This window comes from Bacillus sp. JK106 (genome assembly GCF_053663355.1).
Map to the genome: position 1 here is coordinate 919722 of NZ_JBSJQC010000003.1, position 20889 is coordinate 940610.

General features: G+C 47.0%; 23 protein-coding genes and 1 riboswitch. Of the genes, 9 read left to right on the forward strand and 14 right to left on the reverse strand.

Annotated features, from left to right (window positions below; translation table 11 throughout):
• Positions 1 to 25: 25 nt before the first annotated feature.
• The 3 genes from alaP to metK all read right to left on the reverse strand — a co-directional run bounded on the left by alaP (position 26) and on the right by metK (position 4876).
• On the reverse strand, positions 26 to 1429 hold the full coding sequence (gene alaP, locus ACWJJS_RS15080; RefSeq protein WP_043867361.1) for an alanine permease AlaP: 1404 nt from the start codon (positions 1427 to 1429) through the stop codon (positions 26 to 28).
• Positions 1430 to 1631: 202 nt separating this feature from the next.
• A complete protein-coding gene (asnB, locus tag ACWJJS_RS15085; protein ID WP_003152255.1) occupies positions 1632 to 3530 on the reverse strand; it encodes an asparagine synthase (glutamine-hydrolyzing) in 1899 nt (632 codons plus the stop codon).
• Between the two features lie 143 nt (positions 3531 to 3673).
• On the reverse strand, positions 3674 to 4876 hold the full coding sequence (gene metK / locus ACWJJS_RS15090) for a methionine adenosyltransferase (protein WP_003152253.1): 1203 nt from the start codon (positions 4874 to 4876) through the stop codon (positions 3674 to 3676).
• Between the two features lie 169 nt (positions 4877 to 5045).
• Positions 5046 to 5185, reverse strand: a riboswitch (SAM riboswitch).
• 197 nt (positions 5186 to 5382) lie between these two features.
• Here metK and pckA point away from each other — a divergent pair.
• Positions 5383 to 6966, forward strand: a complete 1584-nt coding sequence (gene pckA / locus ACWJJS_RS15095) for a phosphoenolpyruvate carboxykinase (ATP) (protein WP_071391463.1) — start codon at positions 5383 to 5385, stop codon at positions 6964 to 6966.
• Between the two features lie 42 nt (positions 6967 to 7008).
• Here pckA and ACWJJS_RS15100 read toward each other — a convergent pair whose 3' ends face one another.
• Complete coding sequence (locus tag ACWJJS_RS15100; RefSeq protein WP_003152249.1) at positions 7009 to 7251, reverse strand: DUF2584 domain-containing protein; 243 nt, start codon at positions 7249 to 7251, stop codon at positions 7009 to 7011.
• A 57-nt stretch (positions 7252 to 7308) separates the two neighbouring features.
• Positions 7309 to 8082 carry an alpha/beta hydrolase family protein gene (locus tag ACWJJS_RS15105; protein WP_015418056.1) on the reverse strand — a complete coding sequence of 258 codons (774 nt, stop codon included), beginning with the start codon at positions 8080 to 8082 and terminating at the stop codon, positions 7309 to 7311.
• A gap of 139 nt (positions 8083 to 8221) precedes the next feature.
• Here ACWJJS_RS15105 and ACWJJS_RS15110 point away from each other — a divergent pair, with 139 nt between their 5' ends.
• From ACWJJS_RS15110 to ACWJJS_RS15120, 3 genes are read left to right on the forward strand one after another with little or no spacing between them, the layout of a single operon-like run.
• Entirely contained in the window at positions 8222 to 9226 is a 1005-nt protein-coding gene (locus ACWJJS_RS15110) for an ABC transporter substrate-binding protein (RefSeq protein ID WP_071391462.1), read from the forward strand.
• 11 nt (positions 9227 to 9237) lie between these two features.
• A complete protein-coding gene (locus ACWJJS_RS15115; RefSeq protein ID WP_003152246.1) occupies positions 9238 to 10020 on the forward strand; it encodes an ABC transporter ATP-binding protein in 783 nt (260 codons plus the stop codon).
• Positions 9995 to 10807, forward strand: coding sequence for an ABC transporter permease (locus ACWJJS_RS15120; protein ID WP_014418698.1), 813 nt, complete (start codon positions 9995 to 9997; stop codon positions 10805 to 10807). The genes ACWJJS_RS15115 and ACWJJS_RS15120 overlap by 26 nt, the downstream gene beginning before the upstream one ends.
• A 35-nt stretch (positions 10808 to 10842) precedes the next feature.
• Here the strand turns inward: ACWJJS_RS15120 and ytkD are convergent, their stop codons facing one another.
• The 3 genes from ytkD to ACWJJS_RS15135 all read right to left on the reverse strand — a co-directional run bounded on the left by ytkD (position 10843) and on the right by ACWJJS_RS15135 (position 12448).
• Positions 10843 to 11322, reverse strand: a complete 480-nt coding sequence (gene ytkD / locus ACWJJS_RS15125) for an RNA deprotection pyrophosphohydrolase (protein ID WP_003152244.1) — start codon at positions 11320 to 11322, stop codon at positions 10843 to 10845.
• 132 nt (positions 11323 to 11454) lie between these two features.
• Entirely contained in the window at positions 11455 to 11859 is a 405-nt protein-coding gene (locus ACWJJS_RS15130) for a phage holin family protein (protein WP_003152243.1), read from the reverse strand.
• A gap of 151 nt (positions 11860 to 12010) precedes the next feature.
• On the reverse strand, positions 12011 to 12448 hold the full coding sequence (locus ACWJJS_RS15135) for a Dps family protein (protein ID WP_003152242.1): 438 nt from the start codon (positions 12446 to 12448) through the stop codon (positions 12011 to 12013).
• 124 nt (positions 12449 to 12572) lie between these two features.
• Here ACWJJS_RS15135 and ytzI point away from each other — a divergent pair, with 124 nt between their 5' ends.
• Positions 12573 to 12722, forward strand: coding sequence for a YtzI protein (ytzI, locus tag ACWJJS_RS15140; RefSeq protein WP_071391461.1), 150 nt, complete (start codon positions 12573 to 12575; stop codon positions 12720 to 12722).
• Here ytzI and ACWJJS_RS15145 read toward each other — a convergent pair.
• Positions 12719 to 13162, reverse strand: coding sequence for a FixH family protein (locus ACWJJS_RS15145; protein ID WP_454023678.1), 444 nt, complete (start codon positions 13160 to 13162; stop codon positions 12719 to 12721). The two genes, ytzI and ACWJJS_RS15145, sit on opposite strands and share 4 nt — an antisense overlap.
• A gap of 114 nt (positions 13163 to 13276) precedes the next feature.
• Positions 13277 to 13750: an S-ribosylhomocysteine lyase gene (locus ACWJJS_RS15150; RefSeq protein ID WP_003152237.1), complete on the reverse strand. Its 474-nt coding sequence runs from the start codon at positions 13748 to 13750 to the stop codon at positions 13277 to 13279.
• A gap of 123 nt (positions 13751 to 13873) precedes the next feature.
• Between ACWJJS_RS15150 and yidD the strand changes: the two genes are divergently transcribed.
• Positions 13874 to 14101: a membrane protein insertion efficiency factor YidD gene (gene yidD / locus ACWJJS_RS15155; protein ID WP_003152235.1), complete on the forward strand. Its 228-nt coding sequence runs from the start codon at positions 13874 to 13876 to the stop codon at positions 14099 to 14101.
• Here yidD and ACWJJS_RS15160 read toward each other — a convergent pair.
• Both ACWJJS_RS15160 and ACWJJS_RS15165 read right to left on the reverse strand, forming a co-directional pair.
• The gene (locus ACWJJS_RS15160) at positions 14098 to 14667 is read right to left on the reverse strand and encodes a beta-class carbonic anhydrase (RefSeq protein ID WP_003152233.1); all 570 of its coding nucleotides are present in this window, start codon (positions 14665 to 14667) and stop codon (positions 14098 to 14100) included. The two genes, yidD and ACWJJS_RS15160, sit on opposite strands and share 4 nt — an antisense overlap.
• A 118-nt stretch (positions 14668 to 14785) precedes the next feature.
• The gene (locus tag ACWJJS_RS15165) at positions 14786 to 15034 is read right to left on the reverse strand and encodes a type B 50S ribosomal protein L31 (RefSeq protein ID WP_003152229.1); all 249 of its coding nucleotides are present in this window, start codon (positions 15032 to 15034) and stop codon (positions 14786 to 14788) included.
• A gap of 197 nt (positions 15035 to 15231) precedes the next feature.
• On the opposite strand from ACWJJS_RS15165, the gene ACWJJS_RS15170 reads away from it, so the two are divergent.
• From ACWJJS_RS15170 to ACWJJS_RS15180, 3 genes are read left to right on the forward strand one after another with little or no spacing between them, the layout of a single operon-like run.
• Positions 15232 to 16563: a cytochrome ubiquinol oxidase subunit I gene (locus ACWJJS_RS15170; RefSeq protein ID WP_071392556.1), complete on the forward strand. Its 1332-nt coding sequence runs from the start codon at positions 15232 to 15234 to the stop codon at positions 16561 to 16563.
• A gap of 22 nt (positions 16564 to 16585) precedes the next feature.
• Positions 16586 to 17626 carry a cytochrome d ubiquinol oxidase subunit II gene (locus ACWJJS_RS15175; RefSeq protein ID WP_454023679.1) on the forward strand — a complete coding sequence of 347 codons (1041 nt, stop codon included), beginning with the start codon at positions 16586 to 16588 and terminating at the stop codon, positions 17624 to 17626.
• 57 nt (positions 17627 to 17683) lie between these two features.
• Positions 17684 to 17842 (forward strand): DUF1540 domain-containing protein, encoded by a 159-nt coding sequence (locus ACWJJS_RS15180; RefSeq protein ID WP_007408842.1) that lies wholly within the window; start codon positions 17684 to 17686, stop codon positions 17840 to 17842.
• Between the two features lie 386 nt (positions 17843 to 18228).
• On the opposite strand, the gene menC is transcribed toward ACWJJS_RS15180, so the two are convergent.
• Together menC and ACWJJS_RS15190 are read right to left on the reverse strand one after the other, a co-directional pair.
• Complete coding sequence (menC, locus tag ACWJJS_RS15185) at positions 18229 to 19344, reverse strand: o-succinylbenzoate synthase (RefSeq protein ID WP_172614921.1); 1116 nt, start codon at positions 19342 to 19344, stop codon at positions 18229 to 18231.
• A complete protein-coding gene (locus ACWJJS_RS15190; RefSeq protein WP_454023680.1) occupies positions 19341 to 20804 on the reverse strand; it encodes an o-succinylbenzoate--CoA ligase in 1464 nt (487 codons plus the stop codon). Before ACWJJS_RS15190 ends, menC begins: the two co-directional genes overlap by 4 nt.
• Positions 20805 to 20889: the final 85 nt, after the last annotated feature.

Here is a 20889-nt window from a genome sequence, read left to right on the forward strand (position 1 = left end):
AGAGCCCATGTCCCGGGCTCTTTTTTTACGCTTTTTCGGCGAATGTCTGTCCGTTTTCCAGATCTATGTCTTTTCTTTTATGGAAACCTTTCCCGTAATAGGCGGCTAATAATATGCCGAACCAGACAGGACCGATGATGACGGCCACCCTGGTCTCTGCATCAAAAGCCATCAGCACAACGACAAAAGCCAGAAATGCCAGCGAGATATATGAGGAAAAGGGGTATAAAGGCATTTTATATTTGAGTTTTTTCCGTTCTTCCGGCTGTAAGCTTTTACGGTATTTCATTTGGGAAAGCAAAATAATCGACCATGTCCAAATCGCCCCGAACGTCGCAATGCTCGTCACCCACGTAAACACTTTCGCCGGCACCACGTAGTTCAACAGGACGCCGATGCATAACGCGCCCGCTGAAACCAATACCGCTTTTCCCGGCACACCGCCTTTTGTGACCGTTCCGTATGCTTTAGGCGCTTCATTTTGCTCCGCCAGATTGAACAGCATGCGCCCCGTGCTGAAGATCCCGCTGTTGCAGGAAGAAAGAGCCGCCGTCAATACGACAAAGTTAATGATTCCGGCTGCAGCGGGTATTCCGATTTTTTCAAATGTCAAAACAAACGGGCTTCCGCCTGAACCGATTTCCTGCCACGGATAAATTGACATAATGACAAACAAAGCTCCGACGTAAAAAATGAGAATGCGCCAAAAAACAGTATCTATGGCCCGCGCCAGTGATTTTTCCGGATTTTTGACCTCGCCGGCTGTGACACCGATCAGTTCAATCCCGAGATAGGCAAACATGACCATCTGAAGCGACAGCAGCACCCCTTTAATCCCATTCGGGAAAAAGCCGCCGTGGCTCCATAAATTGCTGATTCCGAGCGCAACGCCTCCGTTTCCGAGACCGAATACGATCATCACCAGACCGATCGCGATCATTGACAGAATCGCCAAGACTTTAATGAGCGCAAACCAGAATTCAAGCTCACCGTACGCTTTGACCGCCAGAAAGTTGACAGCCGTCATAATGACGAGTGCACAAAGCGCCCAGATCCATGACGGCACGTCAGGGAACCAGTAGCCCATATAAATGCCGACCGCGGTGATTTCCGCCATGCAGGTAACAACCCATAAAAACCAATAATTCCAGCCTGTTAAAAACCCGGCAAGCGGACCGAGATAATCTCTGGCATACCGGCTGAATGAGCCGGCTACAGGCTTTTGAATCGCCATTTCCCCCAATGCCCGCATAATAAAAAACATAATCAGTCCGCTGCAGGCGTAAGCGGCTAAAATCCCCGGCCCGGCAAGCTTTATGGCAGAAGCAGACCCGAGAAACAGCCCGACTCCAATCGCGGCGCCCAACGACATAAGCGAGATATGCCGCTCTTCCAAGCCGCGGTGAAGCGTTTTTTCTTTGTTTTGCATAACTCTCCCTCCCCCTGATTTTGACAAAGAAACAACAAACCGAGACGAAATAGCCAGAAAACTCTTTCCGGAATCTACCCGATTAGTCCTATTATAACCTTTTTCTGAATATTGCGTAATACTTTGTCGAAAACAGAGCGGAATAGACGGTTTACAAAAAACAATAGAAAAAAGGCTTTCGATAACTCGAAAGCCTTTTGGATTAAACGAAAATGACTTCTTTCGGCTGATGATTCAGCTCTTCCGGCACCAGTCTTTTTTCGACATTGATGCTGTGCCAGATCATGAAGATCAGCACGGTCCAGATTTTGCGGCTGTTGTCCGCTCTGTCGGCACAATGATCTTCCAGAAGCTGAAGGACATAATCCTTTTCAATATAAGCGTCTGTTTCACTTTCGCGAATGATGTTGCGAACCCATTCGTTCATTTCATTTTTCAGCCAGTGGCGGATCGGCACAGGGAAGCCGAGTTTTTTGCGGTTAAGCACATGATCAGGCACTACCCCTTCAGCAGCTTTGCGCAGAAGGTATTTCGTCGTGCCGTTTTTCGTTTTCAATTCATCCGGAATTTTTGAAGCTACGTCAAACACGACTTTATCAAGGAACGGCACGCGCAGTTCCAATGAGTTGGCCATCGTCATTTTGTCAGCCTTTAACAGGATGTCGCCGCGCATCCACGTATGGATGTCAACATACTGCATTTTATTAATGTCGCTGTATGAACGGCTTTCCGTAAAGTACGGCTTCGTGACATCACGGTATGAAAGCTCTGGATTGTAATGTTTGAGCAGCTGTTTTTTCACGGGCTCTTCAAAAATCTTCGCATTACCGATATAGCGCTCCTCAAGCGGTGTGCAGCCGCGGACTAAGAGGCTTTTCCCTCTCATTCCTTCAGGCATGACGGACGCCACATGAAGAAGCATTTTTTTCAGACCGGACGGAATGCGTTCAAACGGTTTAAGCGACAGCGGTTCGCGGTAAATATTGTACCCGCCGAACAGCTCGTCCGCGCCTTCCCCGGATAATGCAACCGTTACATGCTTTTTCGCTTCTTTCGCGACAAAGTACAAAGGAATCGCCGCCGGATCTGCAAGCGGATCATCAAAGTGCCAGACGATTTTCGGAAGCTCATTCATATACTCCTCAGGAGAAATGACTTTGCTTATATTTTCAATCCCGAGCGCGGCAGCCGTTTCCTTCGCTACGTCAACTTCACTGAAGCCCTGCTGCTCAAAACCGACGGAAAATGTTTTAAGGCTCGGGTGAAATTCTTTCGCAACTGAGACGATAAAAGAAGAGTCAATACCGCCGGATAGAAACGAACCGACAGGAACGTCACTTCTCATGTGAACTTTGACAGAGTCAAAGATTGCGTCTCTGACTTCTTTCACCAATTTATCTTCATCAGACTGAACAGGCTTAAAGTTCGCTTTGAAATATGTTTTAAACGCGATGTCGCCTTCCGGGCGGATCGTAAACTGGCTGCCCGGCTCGACTTTTTTCACTTCAGCGTCAAGCGTGCTCGGTTCAGGAACGAATTGGAAAGACATATATTGCTGTAAAGAAGCTGTATCAAGATCAATACCGTTTTGAGCGGCCATTAAACTCTTTCTTTCAGATGCAAAATATACTTTGTCCCCGATGGTTGTGTAATACAGCGGTTTAATTCCGAACGGGTCTCTCGCGCCGTACATGACGCGGTCAGCCTTGTTCCAGATTAAAAACGCAAACATTCCGCGAAGCTTTGAAGCGGCTTCTTCTTTATAATGACGGTATGTCGCAAGGAGCACTTCGGTATCGGAATCTGTATTGAAAGTGTAGCCTTTCGCTTCAAGCTCTTCTCTCAATTCAATGTAGTTATAGATTTCGCCGTTAAAAATGATCCAATATTTTTCGTCTTCATATGATAAAGGCTGTCCGCCGTTTTCTACGTCAATAATACTGAGCCGTCTGAAGCCGAATCCGACGTGCTCATCATGATAATACCCATCGCTGTCAGGACCGCGGTGAACGATCATTTGGTTCATTTGTTTGATTAGCTCTTCTTGATCTGCGGTTTGAGTTAATGGATGCTTATTAAAAACACCGACAAATCCACACATAGTATAGCCTCCATAAGTGTAATTTTCTAATTGGACCCCCTTTTTATAGACGCTTTGTTACGCCATTGGTTTCACGCTATGTAAAAAATAAGCATGGCAGCATCTACAAAAAGGGAAAGCCGCTTAAGTAAGCGGCTATAAAATTATTCTCCTAGTGCTTCTTTGCGAAGCGCATCCGCCTTGTCAGTACGCTCCCAAGGAAGATCCACATCATGACGTCCGAAGTGGCCGTAAGCAGCTGTCTGCTTATAGATCGGGCGGCGCAGATCAAGCATTTTAATAATGCCGGCAGGTCTCAGGTCGAAGTTATTCCGTACGACTTCGATCAGTTTTTCTTCAGAAGCTTTTCCTGTATCAAATGTATTGATGGAAATAGAAACAGGCTGTGCCACGCCGATCGCGTATGCAAGCTGCACTTCACAAGAATCAGCAAGACCTGCTGCCACGATGTTTTTCGCTACGTATCTCGCAGCGTATGCCGCAGAACGGTCTACCTTCGTCGCATCCTTACCGGAGAATGCGCCGCCGCCGTGACGTGCATATCCGCCGTATGTGTCAACGATGATTTTACGGCCGGTAAGACCCGCATCACCTTGAGGTCCGCCGATTACGAAACGTCCCGTAGGGTTGATGAAGTATTTTGTTTCTTCATCGATCAGTTCCTCAGGCACAACAGGGTTAATGACATGCTCTTTCAGATTGCGCTGAATCTGCTCAAGCGTAATTTCCGGGTGGTGCTGAGTTGAAATGACGATCGCGTCGATGCGGACCGGCTTGTTGTTTTCATCATATTCAACGGTAACTTGCGTTTTGCCGTCAGGGCGAAGGTACGGAAGAATGTCTTCTTTGCGGACTTCGCTCAAACGGCGGGCTAATTTATGCGCCAAAGAGATCGGAAGCGGCATAAGCTCTTTCGTTTCGTTACACGCATAACCGAACATCAGGCCTTGGTCTCCCGCTCCGATTGCTTCGATTTCAGCATCGCTCATTGTGCCTTCACGCGCTTCAAGAGCCTGATCGACACCCATTGCGATATCCGCAGACTGTTCATCAATTGATGTTAAAACAGCGCAAGTCTCCGCATCAAATCCGTATTTGGCGCGTGTGTAGCCGATTTCTTTAATCGTTTCACGGACTGTTTTCGGAATGTCAACGTATGTTGATGTAGTAATCTCTCCGCTTACCAGCACAAGTCCTGTCGTTACAGATGTTTCGCAGGCCACGCGCGCGTTCGGGTCATTTTTTAAAATCTCATCTAAGATACTGTCAGAAATTTGGTCACAGATTTTGTCCGGATGACCCTCAGTAACAGATTCAGATGTAAATAGTCGACGGTTTTTACTCATTCACTTTTCCTCCTGAAAAAAGATCTTTTGCAAGACCTTCTCATATGATACGGAACTCGCTCCCTCTTAATACAATGTCATACTATATCAGAGAATGTTAATTGGCATATTTTATGAAATAAAAAAACCTTTTCCACTCGAGGAAAGGGTTTGGTCTGTGTGCCTTTCACTCTTATCGCTCAAGGAAAATATTAAACCTTGCATCAGGTTAGCACCTTGGTTTCCCACAGTGTTTTCACCTGCTTTTTTACAGAGAAACCGGTTGCTGGGCTTCATCGGGCCTGTCCCTCCGCCAGCTCGGGATAAGAGTATCCGCTCAATGAAATATCTTATCGTAAAAGGGCGGAAAGTGTCAATATGAATTAAAGCGATTGCGCGCCTTTATTTCGGGAAGCAATGGAAAAACACAAACAAAAAACCGCAAATAGTATAGACTATTTTCAGATATATGTTATACTAATTCCACATTCAGCGAAATACAAATAAACCGGCAAAGGAAGGTTTTTATGAAATTAGTTGATTTAACCGCAGATCTTCAAGCATTACTTGCAAGTCCGAATGTGCATCATAATTTATCGGCTCCAAAACTTACCGAAAAAGTAATCAGCCGAAATGAAGGAACGCTGACATCAACGGGCGCCGTACGCGCCACCACCGGCGCATATACAGGCCGGTCACCTAAAGATAAATTTATCGTCCGTGAACAAAGCACAGAAAATCAAATTGATTGGGGCGCGGTGAATCAGCCCATTTCTGAAGAGGCGTTTGAAAAGCTGTACGCCAAAGTCGTCAGCTACTTAAAACAGCGGGATGAACTGTTTGTGTTTGAAGGATTCGCGGGAGCGGATGAAAAATACAGACTGCCGATTACGGTCGTAAATGAATTTGCGTGGCACAATTTATTCGCGCGCCAGCTGTTTATCAGACCGGAAACGGATGAAAGAGACCCGCAAGCGCAGCCTTTCACCATTCTCTCAGCTCCGCATTTTAAAGCAGACCCGGAGACGGACGGCACGCATTCGGAAACATTTATCATTGTCTCTTTCGAAAAGCGCGTCATTTTAATCGGCGGCACCGAATACGCCGGAGAAATGAAAAAATCAATATTCTCCATTATGAACTTCCTGCTTCCGCAGCAGGATATACTGCCGATGCACTGTTCAGCCAACGTCGGTGAAAAAGGCGATGTCGCCCTGTTTTTCGGCCTTTCCGGCACAGGGAAAACGACGCTTTCAGCCGATGCGGACCGCAAACTGATCGGAGATGACGAGCACGGCTGGTCAGATTCCGGCGTTTTCAACATTGAAGGCGGATGTTACGCTAAATGTATCAATCTGAGCAAGGAAAAAGAACCGCAGATTTTTCGTGCGATCCGCTTCGGGTCTGTTCTTGAGAATGTCGTGCTTGATGAAAAAACGGGTGAAGCGGATTACGACAATTCCTTCTACACGGAAAACACAAGAGCCGCATATCCGATTGAGATGATCGGCAATATCGTGCAGCCTAGCATTGCCGGCCATCCGCAGGCGATCGTCTTTCTAACGGCGGACGCATTCGGCGTGCTTCCTCCGATCAGCAAACTGACGAAGGAACAGGCGATGTATCACTTCTTAAGCGGGTACACCAGTAAACTCGCGGGAACCGAACGCGGCGTGACATCTCCGCAAACGACTTTCTCGACGTGCTTCGGTTCACCGTTCCTTCCGCTTCCGGCACATGTATATGCCGAAATGCTCGGGCGTAAAATCGACGAACACGGCGTTCAAGTCTTCCTGGTCAACACAGGCTGGACCGGCGGAGGGTACGGAGTCGGAGAACGGATGAAACTTTCGTATACAAGAGCGATGGTCAAAGCCGCTATTGACGGCAGACTGAACCAGACTGACATGACGGCAGACAGCATTTTCGGCCTGCACAGTCCCGTTCATGTTCCGGGCGTGCCGGATGAAGTTCTTCAGCCTGAAAACACATGGAGCGATAAACAAGCATACAACGAAAAAGCGCTGTTTTTAGCCAATGAGTTTAAAGAAAACTTTAAAAAGTTTTCCCATGCAGACTCGATTGCCAAAGCCGGCGGACCTCTCGTGTAATCAAAAAAGCCAAGGGCGTTTATGCCCTCGGCTTTTGTTTTTTCAGTTTGTCGAATGAAGCGAAGTGAGTCTGTATGTAATGCTTGTCCGGCCGTTCGCCCATTCGAGCTTTTGGACCTCGCCGGTGCCGGATTTCTCTCCGGTTTTCGTTTTGCGCACGTCCATCGGAATATCAAGAGGATAGACGCGGTAGCCCTCTTTCTCCAATAAAAAGATATTTTCCTCTATCCGTTTTTCATTGCCTTTTGTCACAATCATGGTATTAAATTCAACAGGCATTCCCAAAATGAAAATCCCCTTTCATTCTCTTATTCTTTATTATCATATCATAAATCAGGCATCTTACCGTGTCTTCATCCATTCCGCCAGCCGCCGGACAATGCGTCTGTTTTCCTGCGGCGGAAAATAATGCGTAAAACCGCTGTAATACCAAGTTTCCACCGGTTTCCCCGCCTCTTTCAGCTTGTCCTCGATCATCCGGGCGTGTTCAATCGAAACATTCTCATCATTCTCTCCATGGATGAGCAGCACAGGGGCCTGAATGCGGTCTGCTTTTTCAAACGGCGAACGCCATCTGTATTCATCCGGCACCTTTTTCGGCGTGCCGCCGATCACCCGCTTCATCATCCGCCGCATATCCTTCCGCTCTTCATAAGTAAGCACCATATCGCTCACACCGCCCCATGAAACGAGTGAAGCCGCTTGATGCCCCATTTCAATCGCGGTCAAAAGCCCCATGATTCCGCCCCGGGAAAAACCGAAAATATGCACCCGCCCTTCCCTGACGTTCGGATGCTCCCGAAGAAGGCGGAAAGCGGAAAACGCGTCCTCTCTGTCCTCTCCCGCAAAATCTTCATTTCCCTCGCCGCCCTGGTTGCCTCTGTAATAAGGCGCAAACACGACAAAGCCTTGGGAAGCGAATTGAACGATTCTCCCAGGGCGTACCATGCCGACATTTTTTATGCCGCCGCGCAAATATAAAAAACCGTCATATGTTCCCGGTGCCGCAGGTTCGGCAAGGAGCCCCTTTACCTTCAGCCCTTCTGACTCATAGCATACCGCAAAGAGGCGGACATGCGGACTCGGAGACGGGAACCTTTTCTTTTCTACCAGCAATACAATGCGCCTCCTTATATCATCAGTTTTTTTATTCTTTCCCAACGTGAATATGGGCACTCACACATTTTTTATACCCATCATACGATATGTAAAGCAGAAAAGGTTATTTTAACGCTTAAAACAAGGAGGTTACACCGTGAACAAATGGCTCAAAGCGGGCTGCGTTTTTGTCATATGCGCCTTTTTCCTGCTCATTCTTCCCGCTTGCAGACAGGAAGAAAGTCTGACAAAGGTAAAGGTGGCGGAAGTCACACACTCCATCTTCTATACGCCTCTGTATGTCGCTGAAGCAAAAGGTTTCTTTAAAAAAGAAGGGCTCCAAGTGTCACTTCAAACAACATGGGGCGGAGACAAAACGATGACATCGCTTTTGTCAAACGGGTCAGACATCGCGCTGGTCGGTTCTGAAACATCCATTTACGTGGAGGCGCAGGGAGCAAAAGATCCGGTCATCAACTTCGCGCAGCTGACACAGACGGACGGCACATTTCTCGTGTCGCGGAAGGATGAGAAATCATTCAAATGGAACGATTTAAAAGGAAAAACATTTCTCGGCCAGCGAAAAGGCGGCATGCCCCAAATGGCCGGTGAGTACGTCCTGAAAAAGAATCACATAGAGCCGAAAAAAGACATTAACCTCGTTCAAAACATTGATTTCGCCAATATTTCCAACGCATTCGCATCCGGAACGGGTGATTATGTGCAGCTGTTTGAACCGACGGCATCCCAATTTGAAAAAGAAGGCATCGGTCATATCGTCGCATCCTTCGGAGAAGCTTCCGGCCAAGTGCCATACACAACCTTTATGGCAAAAGAAAGTTATTTGAAAACTAATGAAAAGACGGCGGAAAAATTCACCCGCGCCATTTATCGCGCCCAGCAATGGGTGGAGAGCCATCCGGCCAAAGACATCGCAAAAACGATTCAGAAGGAATTTGCCGATACAGACCCGGCCATTATCGAAACATCGATAGAGCGCTATAAAAAACAAAAGTCATTCTCTGCAGACCCAGTTCTGCAAAAGGATGAATGGGAACTGCTTCAATCTATTATGGATGAAGCCGGAGAGCTCCCGAAACACATTCCGTACAGCAAACTCGTCAACACAAAAATCGCCAAAAAAGTCACCTCAGAACAATAGGAGGAACATGAATGTCTTTTTTACATGTGGATCATGTAACACATACTTATTTCTCGCTGAAAGAAAAGACAACCGCCGTGAAAGATATACATTTTCAGATTGAAAAAGGGGATTTCATCTCCTTTCTCGGGCCGAGCGGATGCGGAAAAACAACACTCCTGTCCATTCTGGCCGGCCTTATCACCCCTGCGCAAGGCCGGGTGCTGATCGAAGGAAGCGTGCCGAACCATAAAGAACACCAAATCGGTTATATGCTTCAGCAGGATTATTTATTTCCTTGGAAATCAATTGAGGAAAACGTGCTGCTCGGTTTACACATTTCAAAAACATTAACAGAAGAAAAAAGAGCTGAAGTTCTCAGCCTTCTGCCTAAGCTCGGATTAATCGGCGTTGAAAAGAAATATCCGAAAGAGCTCTCAGGCGGAATGCGGCAGCGGGCGGCACTTGCCAGAACTCTTGCACCGGACCCGGGCCTGCTGCTCCTTGATGAACCGTTTTCCGCGCTGGACTTTCAAACGAAGCTTTCTTTGGAAAACCTTGTCTTCAGAACATTAAAGGATTTTCAAAAAACCGCCGTGCTCGTCACCCACGATATCGGTGAAGCCATCGCCATGAGCGATACGATCTATTTATTTTCGAATCAGCCGGGCACCATCCACCAAATATTCACCGTGCCTAAGGAGCTCGCGGCTTTAGATCCGTTTGACGCGCGTCAGGATCCGGCCTTTCAGCCGCTGTTTCAAACCATATGGAAGGAGCTGAATTCCCTTGAAAAACAGCAGCGGCACGATTGAACAGCTTCATCAGCAGTTTAAGAAAAGACACCAAAAAGAAAAGCTCCGGATCCGTGCGTATCAGGCCGCCATTTTCATCGTATTTTTTGCCGGGTGGGAAATATCGAGCAGGGCGGGCTGGATCGATCCGTTAATCTTCAGCTCACCCTCCGCCGTTTGCAGGCTTTTAGTTGAAAAGATTGCGGACGGATCCCTTGCGGCGCACATCGGCGTAACCTTAGGAGAAACCGTTCTCGGCTTTTTGCTCGGCACGCTTCTCGGCACATGCCTCGCCGCTCTGTTATGGTGGTCAAACAGGCTCGCCCGGGTTTTAGACCCGTACCTCGTCATTTTAAACGCGATGCCGAAGGTCGCACTCGGACCGATTCTCATCGTGGCACTCGGACCGAATTTCACAAGCATTGTCGCCATGGGAGCAGTCATCAGTGTCATTATCACGACAATCGTCGTCTTTACGGCTTTTCAGGAAGTGGATGAAAACTATATTAAGGTGATGAAAACCTTCGGAGCGAAAAGAAGCATCATGTTTAAAGAAGTCATTCTGCCGGCATGCGCCCCCGCGATTATTTCCGCGCTTAAAGTGAACGTCGGTTTATCCTGGGTCGGTGTCATCGTCGGCGAGTTTCTCGTTTCCGAAAAAGGTCTGGGCTACATGATCATTTACGGATTCCAGGTCTTCAATTTCACTCTTGTGTTCTTAAGCCTTCTGATCATCGCGATTTTTGCGACATTGATGTATCAGGGAGTCGAACTGTTAGAAAGAAAATGGACGAAAGGAAAAATATAAAAAAGACCCGTGCGTAAGCGCCGGGTCTCCGTTTTTTATGATTGAAATACGCCGTCCTCTTTCAGCTTTTTCAGACTGATCGGAAGCACCGAATCTTTCATAATGAAACTGAATTTTTTATTTCGGGGGAGATTCTCCGGCAGTTCGCTGAACAGCACCGGCCCCTTTGTTTCAAAATAGTCAGCCTGTTTTTCAAGCTTTTCAATATCGGCAAAATAAATATTCTTCACGATTACCTTTTCCCTGCCGAGAACTTTATACTGTCCGACGTACTTCAGATGTCTTACCGCGGCGCCGGTTTCTTCTTTCACCTCGCGCAGGGCCGCTTCCTCCGCACATTCCATCGGCTCCACTTTTCCGCCCGGAAATTCAAACCCCCGGTCTTCGTGCTCAGTCAAAAGCCACTTATCTCCATATCGGCATATGACCCATACATGCTTCGGGCTGTCTGAAAAAGGCTGGTGTTCAAAGGAGAGCTGAACAGTATTCTGATAATAGTCTTTAAACTCGTACATGTTTATCCCTCTAATCCGTTCCTTCATATCTTCCATACATCATACCACAGTTGCGTTTGTTCGGAAGCCCTTTATCAAAAATTCAGAGGAAAACCATCCTACCCGCTAGTATAGCCTCCTTTGAAGCAAATGTTACGGTTTGCGCTTGAATTTATTTTTCAGGGTATCCAATAGGTCGACGAGCACCTGCGGAACCGGTATGCCCAGCGAGCTTGCCGTAATCACGATCTGAACCGATTCGTATAAGATATAAAACATAATAGCCAAATTGCGGATGGCGCCTTCTGAATGAAGCAGCTGATCAAAAAAATGGCAAACTGAGACTAATGCCAGGGTCACGATTTTTTTGACCAGCCGCGCAAAAAGCTTTCTTGCGCTCAGCTGCTGCAAAAGAGATTCTTTTAAGCTTGTACTGATAAACTCAATCGCCATGACCGATAGCAAAATCAGAAACGAATACTGAAAACCGCCAAAGAAAAACCCCGCTGCCGACACGATCACTGCAAAAAACGAAAAGATGCCAAAGTCTTTGCCCACTTGATCCAACATCCTTTCACAGAAACGGCCTTACATTATTCTATGAAAAGTGAATGGAACGGACTGGATTTTTCAGAAAAATGGACAACACCTCTCTTCGGCAGCCAAATAAAAGACCGAGTGCTTTATAGCCCCGGTCTTCCCTTGTTGATTATCCTAAATACGCTTTCAGCATCCAGTTATGTTTTTCGATATTCTGGTGAATGGCAAGCAGCATATCTCCGGTCGTTTCGTCTCCGACCTCATCTGCGAGATCCATGCCGCTTTTCAGCTCTTCCGCAATGACAGTGAAATCATCATAAATGTTCTGTACCATTTGTTCTGCGCTCTCATTGCCTTCCGCCTCTTTTATAGAAGCAGTCTTCAATGATTCCGTCATTGTGCCGATCGGCTTGCCGTTTAATGCCAGCAGACGTTCTGCCAGATCGTCAATATATGTAGCCGTTTCGTTATACAGCTCCTCGAACTTTTCGTGCAATGTGAAAAAGTCCTTCCCTTTGACGTACCAATGATAGTTATGTAATTTCACATACATGACCGTCCAGTTTGCAACTTGTTTATTGACCGCTTCCAATAGTTTTTCTGACATGCCTATCTTCCTCCTTTGATTTACTATTGATATACCCTATATATCGTGTGTTAAAACATAAATTTTTAGCCCTTGATTTTACGGATGGAAAATATGTTATGATTTGTTAAAAAGGAGGGATTTCATGCTGCTTCTTCTGGGCTTCGGCTTTCTTATCGTGCTCGCTGTGCTGCTTTTATCCATCTGGTCGACTGTAAGAGCTTATAACGTAAAACATACGATTGACCCGCCGGAGGACGCATCAAAAGGCTTGACGGATAAAAACAATCCTTAATGATGATGCGTCTGTTCCTCATGGCCGGAGGAATCATCGGCAGCTTCAGCATCCCCGACACGCACTTTTACAGTCGGCATATTATGCTGCTGTTTTGCCGTTACGTGGGATTGAACGGTATACACACCCTCTTCATCAAATTCAGTCCGCAGGTGATACGCCCCTTTTTCCTCCTTGGCCTTGCTTGTTTTGCTGCTGCCTTTTTTTCCTTCTTTCCATACTTCAAACATGACTTCATCCGCATCCGTGACACGCTTGCCGCCGTAAAAAACCTCCGCCTTGTATTCCGTTTTTTCATGCGGTGCTGCCGTTTCCGGTCCTGTAAGCTTGACCTCAAGCGCTTTAGACTCCTCATCCGCGGAGGTTTTGTCCGAATTGCCCCCGCAGGAAGATAATAGAAATACCATACCGCACATACCTGCCAATACAGCCCGTTTCATCCCATCACTCCTTCATGTTTGCTTCTATTTTAGCAAACGCTTACACATAAGGTGTGACATTTTTTAGAAATATGTAAAAAAGCCTTTTTGCATATCAGCAAAAAGGCCTGTTTTTTATCCGAACACTTTCAGCAAATCTTCTTTATCTTGTGACAGCCAGAAACGCATCAGCCGTTTCGCGCCTTCTAAATCATGAAGTTTCGCCTGGCCGCACTGTTTTTCATTGGCCGCCGGAATCTCCGTAATATCGATGGCTTCTTTCAGCGTAGCGTCAAGCAGGTCTACAATTTCTTCCGCTGTCGGCTCGCCGCTGACAACAAGATAATAGCCTGTCTGGCAGCCCATCGGTGAGATATCTATGATGTCGAAGTGATCGTATTTCTCAGAATGTGTGCGAATCGTAAACGCAAGCAAGTGCTCAAGCGTATGAATCGTATCCGGCTTCATCGCCTGTTTGTTCGGCTGGCAGAAGCGAATGTCAAACTTATTCACAACGCCGTCTGTTCCGACTTTATGCACTCCGCAATGTCTTACATACGGAGCCACAACCGCATTATGGTCTAGCTCAAAACTTTCTACTGAAGGCATAATGGCACTCCCTTTTTTCAGAATATGCATCCATTATAACACAGTTTTCCGATAAGGATTGTGGCGGAAGCTTTTCAATCTGAAATTTTTTTTCTATACTAGCATCAGAAAGGTGGTTTTTTGATGAAAACCATAATGATTGCATTAATCCGCGGATACCAGAAGTTCATCTCTCCGCTGACGCCGCCGTCATGCCGCTTTTACCCGACGTGTTCGCAGTACGGAATCGAAGCCGTCAAGACTCACGGCGCATTAAAAGGCGGATGGCTGACACTGAAGCGGATTTTAAAGTGCCACCCTTTTCATCCGGGCGGTGTTGATCCCGTACCGGACAAAAAACAAAAACATTAGTCCATATGCTGGTAGCCGTCGATCACCAGATCAAGTTTACCGGTTTCAGGATCAATCACCAGACCGTGCACCGGGACATTGTCAGGGAATAGCGGATGGTGTTTAATGACGTTTACGCTGTCTGTAACACTCGCTTCTACTGAATCAAAGCTTTTCAGCCATTGATCAAGATCAACTCCTGAGTGCTTCAGCATGTCAATCCGCTCTTTCGGAATACCGCGGTCGATAATTTTATCAAGCATATCCTCGCTGTTGATTTTGCTCATGCCGCAATCATGGTGGCCGATAACGCAGACTTCATCAGCGTTTAATTCGTATACAGCGACTAAAAGGCTGCGCATGATGCTTCCGAACGGGTGGGCGACAAGCGCGCCGGCACTTTTAATAATTTTCACATCGCCGTTTCGCATGTTCATCGCATGCGGAAGCAATTCTACAAGACGTGTGTCCATACAGGACAAAATCGCCATCTTTTTATCCGGGAATTTAGATGTTTGGTATTTTTCATAATCTTTGTTTTTAGTGAACTGCTCATTAAATTGCATAATATCGTTTAGAAGACTCATCTTGGTGTTTCCTTTCTGCCTTTTTATTCACAATATAACATAAGGCGGGTCATTTCGTCACTCCCCGCACAAGATGACAAAGTGCTCAATAAATAAGACAAACCCCATTGGGCTTGTCTTATTTCCCCATATTGTATTTTTTGTTGAACTGTTCGACTCTCCCGCCTTTTTCGTTGAATTTTTGGCGGCCTGTATAAAACGGATGCGTATCTGAGCTGACTTCCACTTTAATCAGCGGGTATGTTTTTCCGTCTTCCCACTCTGCCGTTTCCTCTGACGTTTTCGTAGAATGGCTTAAAAAGCGGTAGCCGCTGTTCACATCTTGAAAAATCACTTGATGGTTATCCGGATGAATATCTTTTTTCATGGTGATCTCCCTTTCTTAAATCGTAATAATTACGTTTTATTCTAAACCTTAAATAGGCGCTTGTCAATCATATATGCCCTGATCCCTTGATTTCTAAACCCTGCACATATATGGAATCGGAAGAATAATCTAATCGCTTCAGCAAATAATATAATCACATTACATAAAACGGTAATTTAGAAAGGCGGTTTATGATCGTGGATGATTTAGTATTAGCCAGAAGTCTGTTCGGGACAACCATGGGCTTTCATATTATTTTTGCGACGCTTGGTGTCGGCTTGCCTCTGATGATTTTAATGGCTGAATTGATTTATCAAAAAACAAAAGATCCGCATTATGCCATTATGGCGAAAAGGTGGACGAAGGCGCAGGCTGTTCTGCTCGGCGTGGCGATACCGACCGGAACGATCGCGGGTACACAGCTTGCCCTTTTGTGGCCCGGATTCATGGAGGTCATCGGCAGGGTGATGTCACTTCCGTTTCAGATTGAAATTTATGCTTTCTTTATCGAAGCGCTGTTTATGTCCATTTATGTCTACGCCGCTGATCGGCTGACTCCGGCGATGCGCATCATTGCCGTTATTTTCGTTTTGATCGGCGCCGCGGCATCCGCCGTCTTAATCACAAATGTTCACGCATTTGAAGGAACGCCGGCCGGCTTTAAAATTTTAAACGGCAAAATCACTGACGTCGAACCGTGGGCAGCGTTTTTTAATCCAAGCTTTTTCACCACCGCGGGCCATGTCGTTCTGACGGCTTTCATGACCGGTGCATTTATCGTCGCGTCAGTAGCGGCTTATAAAATGCTGAGAACGAGAAAACAGGAGCAGGTATACCGCTTTCACCGAAAAGCGCTGCTGCTCGCCTTAACGATCGGCGGGATATTCTCCATTCTTGCCTCTTTAAACGGTCACGAGTCAGCCCAGCTTCTTTACGAATACCAGCCTGAGAAGCTTGCGGCCGCAGAAGGGCTGTTTGAAACTAGATCACACGCTCCGCTTGCGATCGGGGGTTTTACTGATGCAAAAGAAGAAAAAGTAAAATGGGCGATAGAAGTGCCGTGGGCTTTAAGCTTTTTGGCCGCAAACAGCTTTGATACCGTCGTCAAAGGATTGAACGCGTTTCCGAAAGACGAGTGGCCGCCTTTATTCATCCATACACTGTTTAACGGAATGGTCGGCATCGGGATGCTGCTCATTTTGTACTCCATCATCGGCATCGTGTGGAGAAAAATTTTAAAGAAAGACAGCTTTCCGACTTGGCTTTTGATTTTATTTTTAACCGCAGGACCGCTCAGTCTGATCGGAATTGAATTCGGGTGGATATTCGCTTGTACGGGGCGGCAGCCATGGGTGATTTACCATCTCCTGAAAACGTCTGATGTCGTCACGACAACCGGTTCAATCGGTTTGCTGTTCATCCTGTTCACAGTGGTTTACGCCATTTTGGCAGCCGCAGTCATTTATGTGCTGCTTTACTATTTCCGCAAACATCCTGTTGAGGAGGATGTAAAAGCGGCGGAATCCTAACAATAGAAAGGGCTGAATTGAAATGGACATTACCATGGATGCTCTCATTGCGATATCAATCGTATGGGGCTTCGTGTTTATCTACGCGGTCATGGCAACGATGGACTTCGGAGCCGGCTTTTGGTCGATGATTTATTTAAATAGAGAACAAACAAAGGCGACAAACATCGCCAACCGTTATTTGTCCCCGACATGGGAAGTGACCAACGTCTTTATCGTCGCGATCGTTGTCGCCCTATTCAGCTTCTTTCCAGGGGCAACCTTCGTGCTGGGAACCGTTTTATTGATCCCGGGAAGTATTATTTTACTGCTCTTAGCCATCCGCAGCGGCTTTCTCGTCTTCTCCAATACCGCGAAGGAAAGAAAAATCATGAGATATATCTCCGGAATTTCAGGCTTCATTATTCCCGCTGTGCTGATTTTGGTCCTTCCGGTCACACACGGAGGATTTATTGAGAAGACGGGCGGAGTGTATCACCTGAATTTGGCAAATGTCTTTACAAGCCTTAATGCGTATGCGTTTATCGGCTTTGCCATTTTAAGCACTTTATTTTTATCTTCACTGCTTCTGGCCGATTTTTCAAATGTTGCGGAAGAGGAGCATGCGTACCGCATCTACAGACGGAGCTCTTTACTAACAGGGCCGCTGTCGCTTCTGTTTGCCTTCTTCATTATGCTGACGTTACGCTCTGAAGCCGGCTGGCTGTATACGGGGATGATGAAAGACAAGACATGGCTCATTCTGTCTGTCATTACATTTATCATTGCCGGCGTGGCTCTGTTTTTGCCGAATAAGCACTTCGGCCGCAACCTCGGCAAACCGAGAATCGCCATGATCGCCATTGCGCTCCAATACTTTCTGGCAAGCTATGCATACGGACGGGCTCATCTTCCTTATATGATTTATCCGGATATTACGGTCATGTCAGGATTTACGGAGCCGGCAACCTTCAGGGCGCTGTTTATGACGTATATCGTCGCTTTCATCATTTTGTTCCCCGGGTTTTATTTCTTCTGGAAGCTCTTTATGAAAGACAGACGTTATATCCGCCAGGAGGAATAACAAAAATCAGGGCGGCTCATACTAAAGGCGTACCTTTTATCTTGGAGGGGAGCCAGCATGGACCAAAAAATTCTGTGTGAAGTCAATAACTGTTCATATTGGGGCAGAGGAAACAAATGCACGGCCGACGCTATTTATGTGGTCAGCCATACAGGCGAAACCGCTGAAAAAAGTGAAGAAACGGATTGCAAAACCTTTAAACCGCATGATTTATAAAAGAAAAGAGCTGTTTTATACAGCTCTTTTTCATTTCCGCCGCAAGCCTTTTTGATATCAGCCCCTGAGCCGGGGAAAACCGCGCGGATGAGAAGCATGGCAGAAAGGCGGTTCGGCGGCAAATATAGGCGGCGGCATGCGATACAATCAGTATCGCATTCATGACAAGCACAGAATTTTTTATCAAGATGTACATGTTTGCCCCAGCCGGAAAGCAGCACCTGCGATGTAAAGCCGACACTGTTTGAAGAATAAAAAAATCATCGCATTCGCCTATTAAAAAAACCGGCTGATACAGCCGGTTCAAACGGGGGAAGGGGTGATAATGAACAGTTTCAATATAACAGCAGCATACAGGCAGCTCAACTCGCTGAAATGTCTTTTTATCAGTTGTTTGTCGTAAAAACGTCCATTTGGGTGACGTATTTTCTCATTATTTCCTGATTGACTTCAACACCCAGTCCGGGACCGTCCGGGACAGAGATGAATCCCTCTTCGATACGGATGTCGGGAGTGACAATATCCTCCTCCCAGTATCGGTCTGATGAGGAAATATCACCCGGTATTGTAAATTGCGGCAGCGAAGCAAGCGCGACTGTCTGCGCTCTCGAAATGCCGGTTTCAAACATTCCGCCGCACCAAACCGGCATGTGATGCTCTCTGCATAAGTCATGTATTTTTAAAGCCTCTGTCAGGCCCCCTACACGCGCCGGTTTTATGTTAATGATTTTACAGCTCCCAAGCTCAATCGCCCGCCTTGCATCATCATATGAGCATATGCTTTCATCAAGGCATACCGCGGTTCTCAAGTGTTTCTGCAGGTGGCGGTGATCGACAATATCGTCTGCCTGAAGCGGCTGTTCTATCATCATGAGCTGGAATTCATCCAACTCTTTCAGCCTGCTGATGTCTTTCAGTTCATAAGCCGAGTTGGCATCCGCCATCAGCGGTACGTTCGGAAAACGGCTGCGGATGGCTCTGACCAGATCAACGTCATGGCGGGGCTGAATTTTTATTTTTATACGTTGATAACCTTCTTTTACGTATTGCTCAATTTCCCGAAGCATCTCATCAGCCGAAGCCAGACCCACCGCCACGCCGGCGGGCACTTTATCTCTTTTGCCCCCTAAGGCTTCTGCGAGAGATATCCCCTTTTTCTTGGCATATAGATCCCACACGGCTGATTCAAGCCCCGCTTTTGCCATGCGGTTTCCTTTGAAACGCGCGAGACTGTCAGGCACTTCTGACGGATGGAAAAACTCGCGGCCTACGACATTTGGGATGAAAAAATCTCTCAGCATATGCGCGCATGTCTGAATCGTTTCTTCTGTATACCACGGAGAAGAAAACGCCGATACCTCCCCCCAGCCGGTTCTCCCGGTTTCATCGATCGCTTCCACGATCAAAAATTTACGATCCTGCAGCGTTTCAATACTTGTTTTAAACGGTTTTTTCAGCCTCATACTTACATGATAAAGGGTGATTTTTTCAATCTTAATCATGACAATTCTCCTTTACGAAGCTCATTCAGCCGATGCCTCATCAGTTTATTGGACGCGTTCCGCGGGAGCTCGTCAACCTCGAAAAAAGCAGCCGGTATTTTATATTTTGCAAGCCGCTCACGGCAAAAGGCGGTCAGCTCCTCAGAACTGGCAGAAGAAGTCAGCACGAGAAAAGCATGCGGCACTTTCCCCCACTTCGGATCTTCGGCTCCCGAAACACCAACCTCCGCTACAGCCGGATGGGCAAGCAGCGCCGCTTCCACTTCTGCCGGGTAGATGTTCTCTCCGCCTGAAATGATGAGGTCCGACCGCCTGTCCAGCACGTATAAAAACCCTTCATCATCCAAATAGCCAAGATCGCCCGTTTTAAACCATCCATTATGAAAAGCGGCCTGGTTCGCGTCGTCACGATGATAATACCCTTTCATTACATTCGGGCCTTTCACCGTAATTTCACCATGTTCAAACGGCGCACAAGGGTTTCCGTCCTTTTCAATTCTAATTTCGCATGAAAACAGCGGTTTACCGGCCGAGCCGAGCTTGTCCATGCTGAATTCCGGAGAAAGCGTGACAATCTGTGAGCAGGTTTCAGTCAAGCCGTAAGATTGGAATACCGGAAATTGTTTCCTGCGGCATTCTTCAAGGAGCGGCAGCGGTGCCGGACCCCCGCCAAGCAGAATGCAGCGCAGTGATGCAGGACATTGTTCAGTTTCCGCAAGCAGGCCCGAGAGCATGGTCTGCACCGCTGAAATGATCGTGACCTGATGGGAGCTGATGCTGTCCAGCACATCAGTGACAGAAAATTTTTGATGAAGCACGACAGGCATGCCGTAAATGACCGACTTAAACAGCGCAGACAGACCGCTGATATGAAACAGCGGCAGCGCAATAAGCCAGCGGTCCCGCTCTGTGACCCCCAGATTCAGCGCAGACGATACAGCGCTGGAATAATGATTACCGAAAGTCTGCTGCACCCCCTTCGGCCTTCCCGTTGTTCCTGACGTATACATAAGAGTCGCCGTATCATCAAGTGTTACATAAGCTTCCGGCTCCATGTCACCCGCCTCTTCAGCCTGCAGCTCGTCCACATCTGCGGTGGCGACCGCAGATTCATATTCTTCGCGGCAAAAACCGTCCTCCGTCAATAAAAGCTTTGCCTGTGAATCTTCGAGCTGAAACAACCGTTCCTGTTTTGAGAGCTTCGTATTCAACAGCACAGCTTCCGCCCCTAATAAGAAGCAGGCGTGAACGGCATAAACCATTTCCGGTCTGTTAGAAAGCAAAATCGCGGCGCGGTCTCCTTTTTTAAGCGAGCAGTATTTGGACAGCCGCGCGGCCATTTGTTTAGAAGCATGATATAATTCTCTGAATGTCATCTGTTTGTTTTCAAATATGAGAGCGATTCTCTCCGGTGTCAGCTGAGCCCTTTGAATGAGCCAATTCGGCTGTTCTGTCAGCATGTTATCATCTCCGAGGTAAAAGTACTGTTTTTGAAAAGAAAACAGCTTGGACCAGAGCGGCTCAAGCTGTTTCGTAGTGTCATCT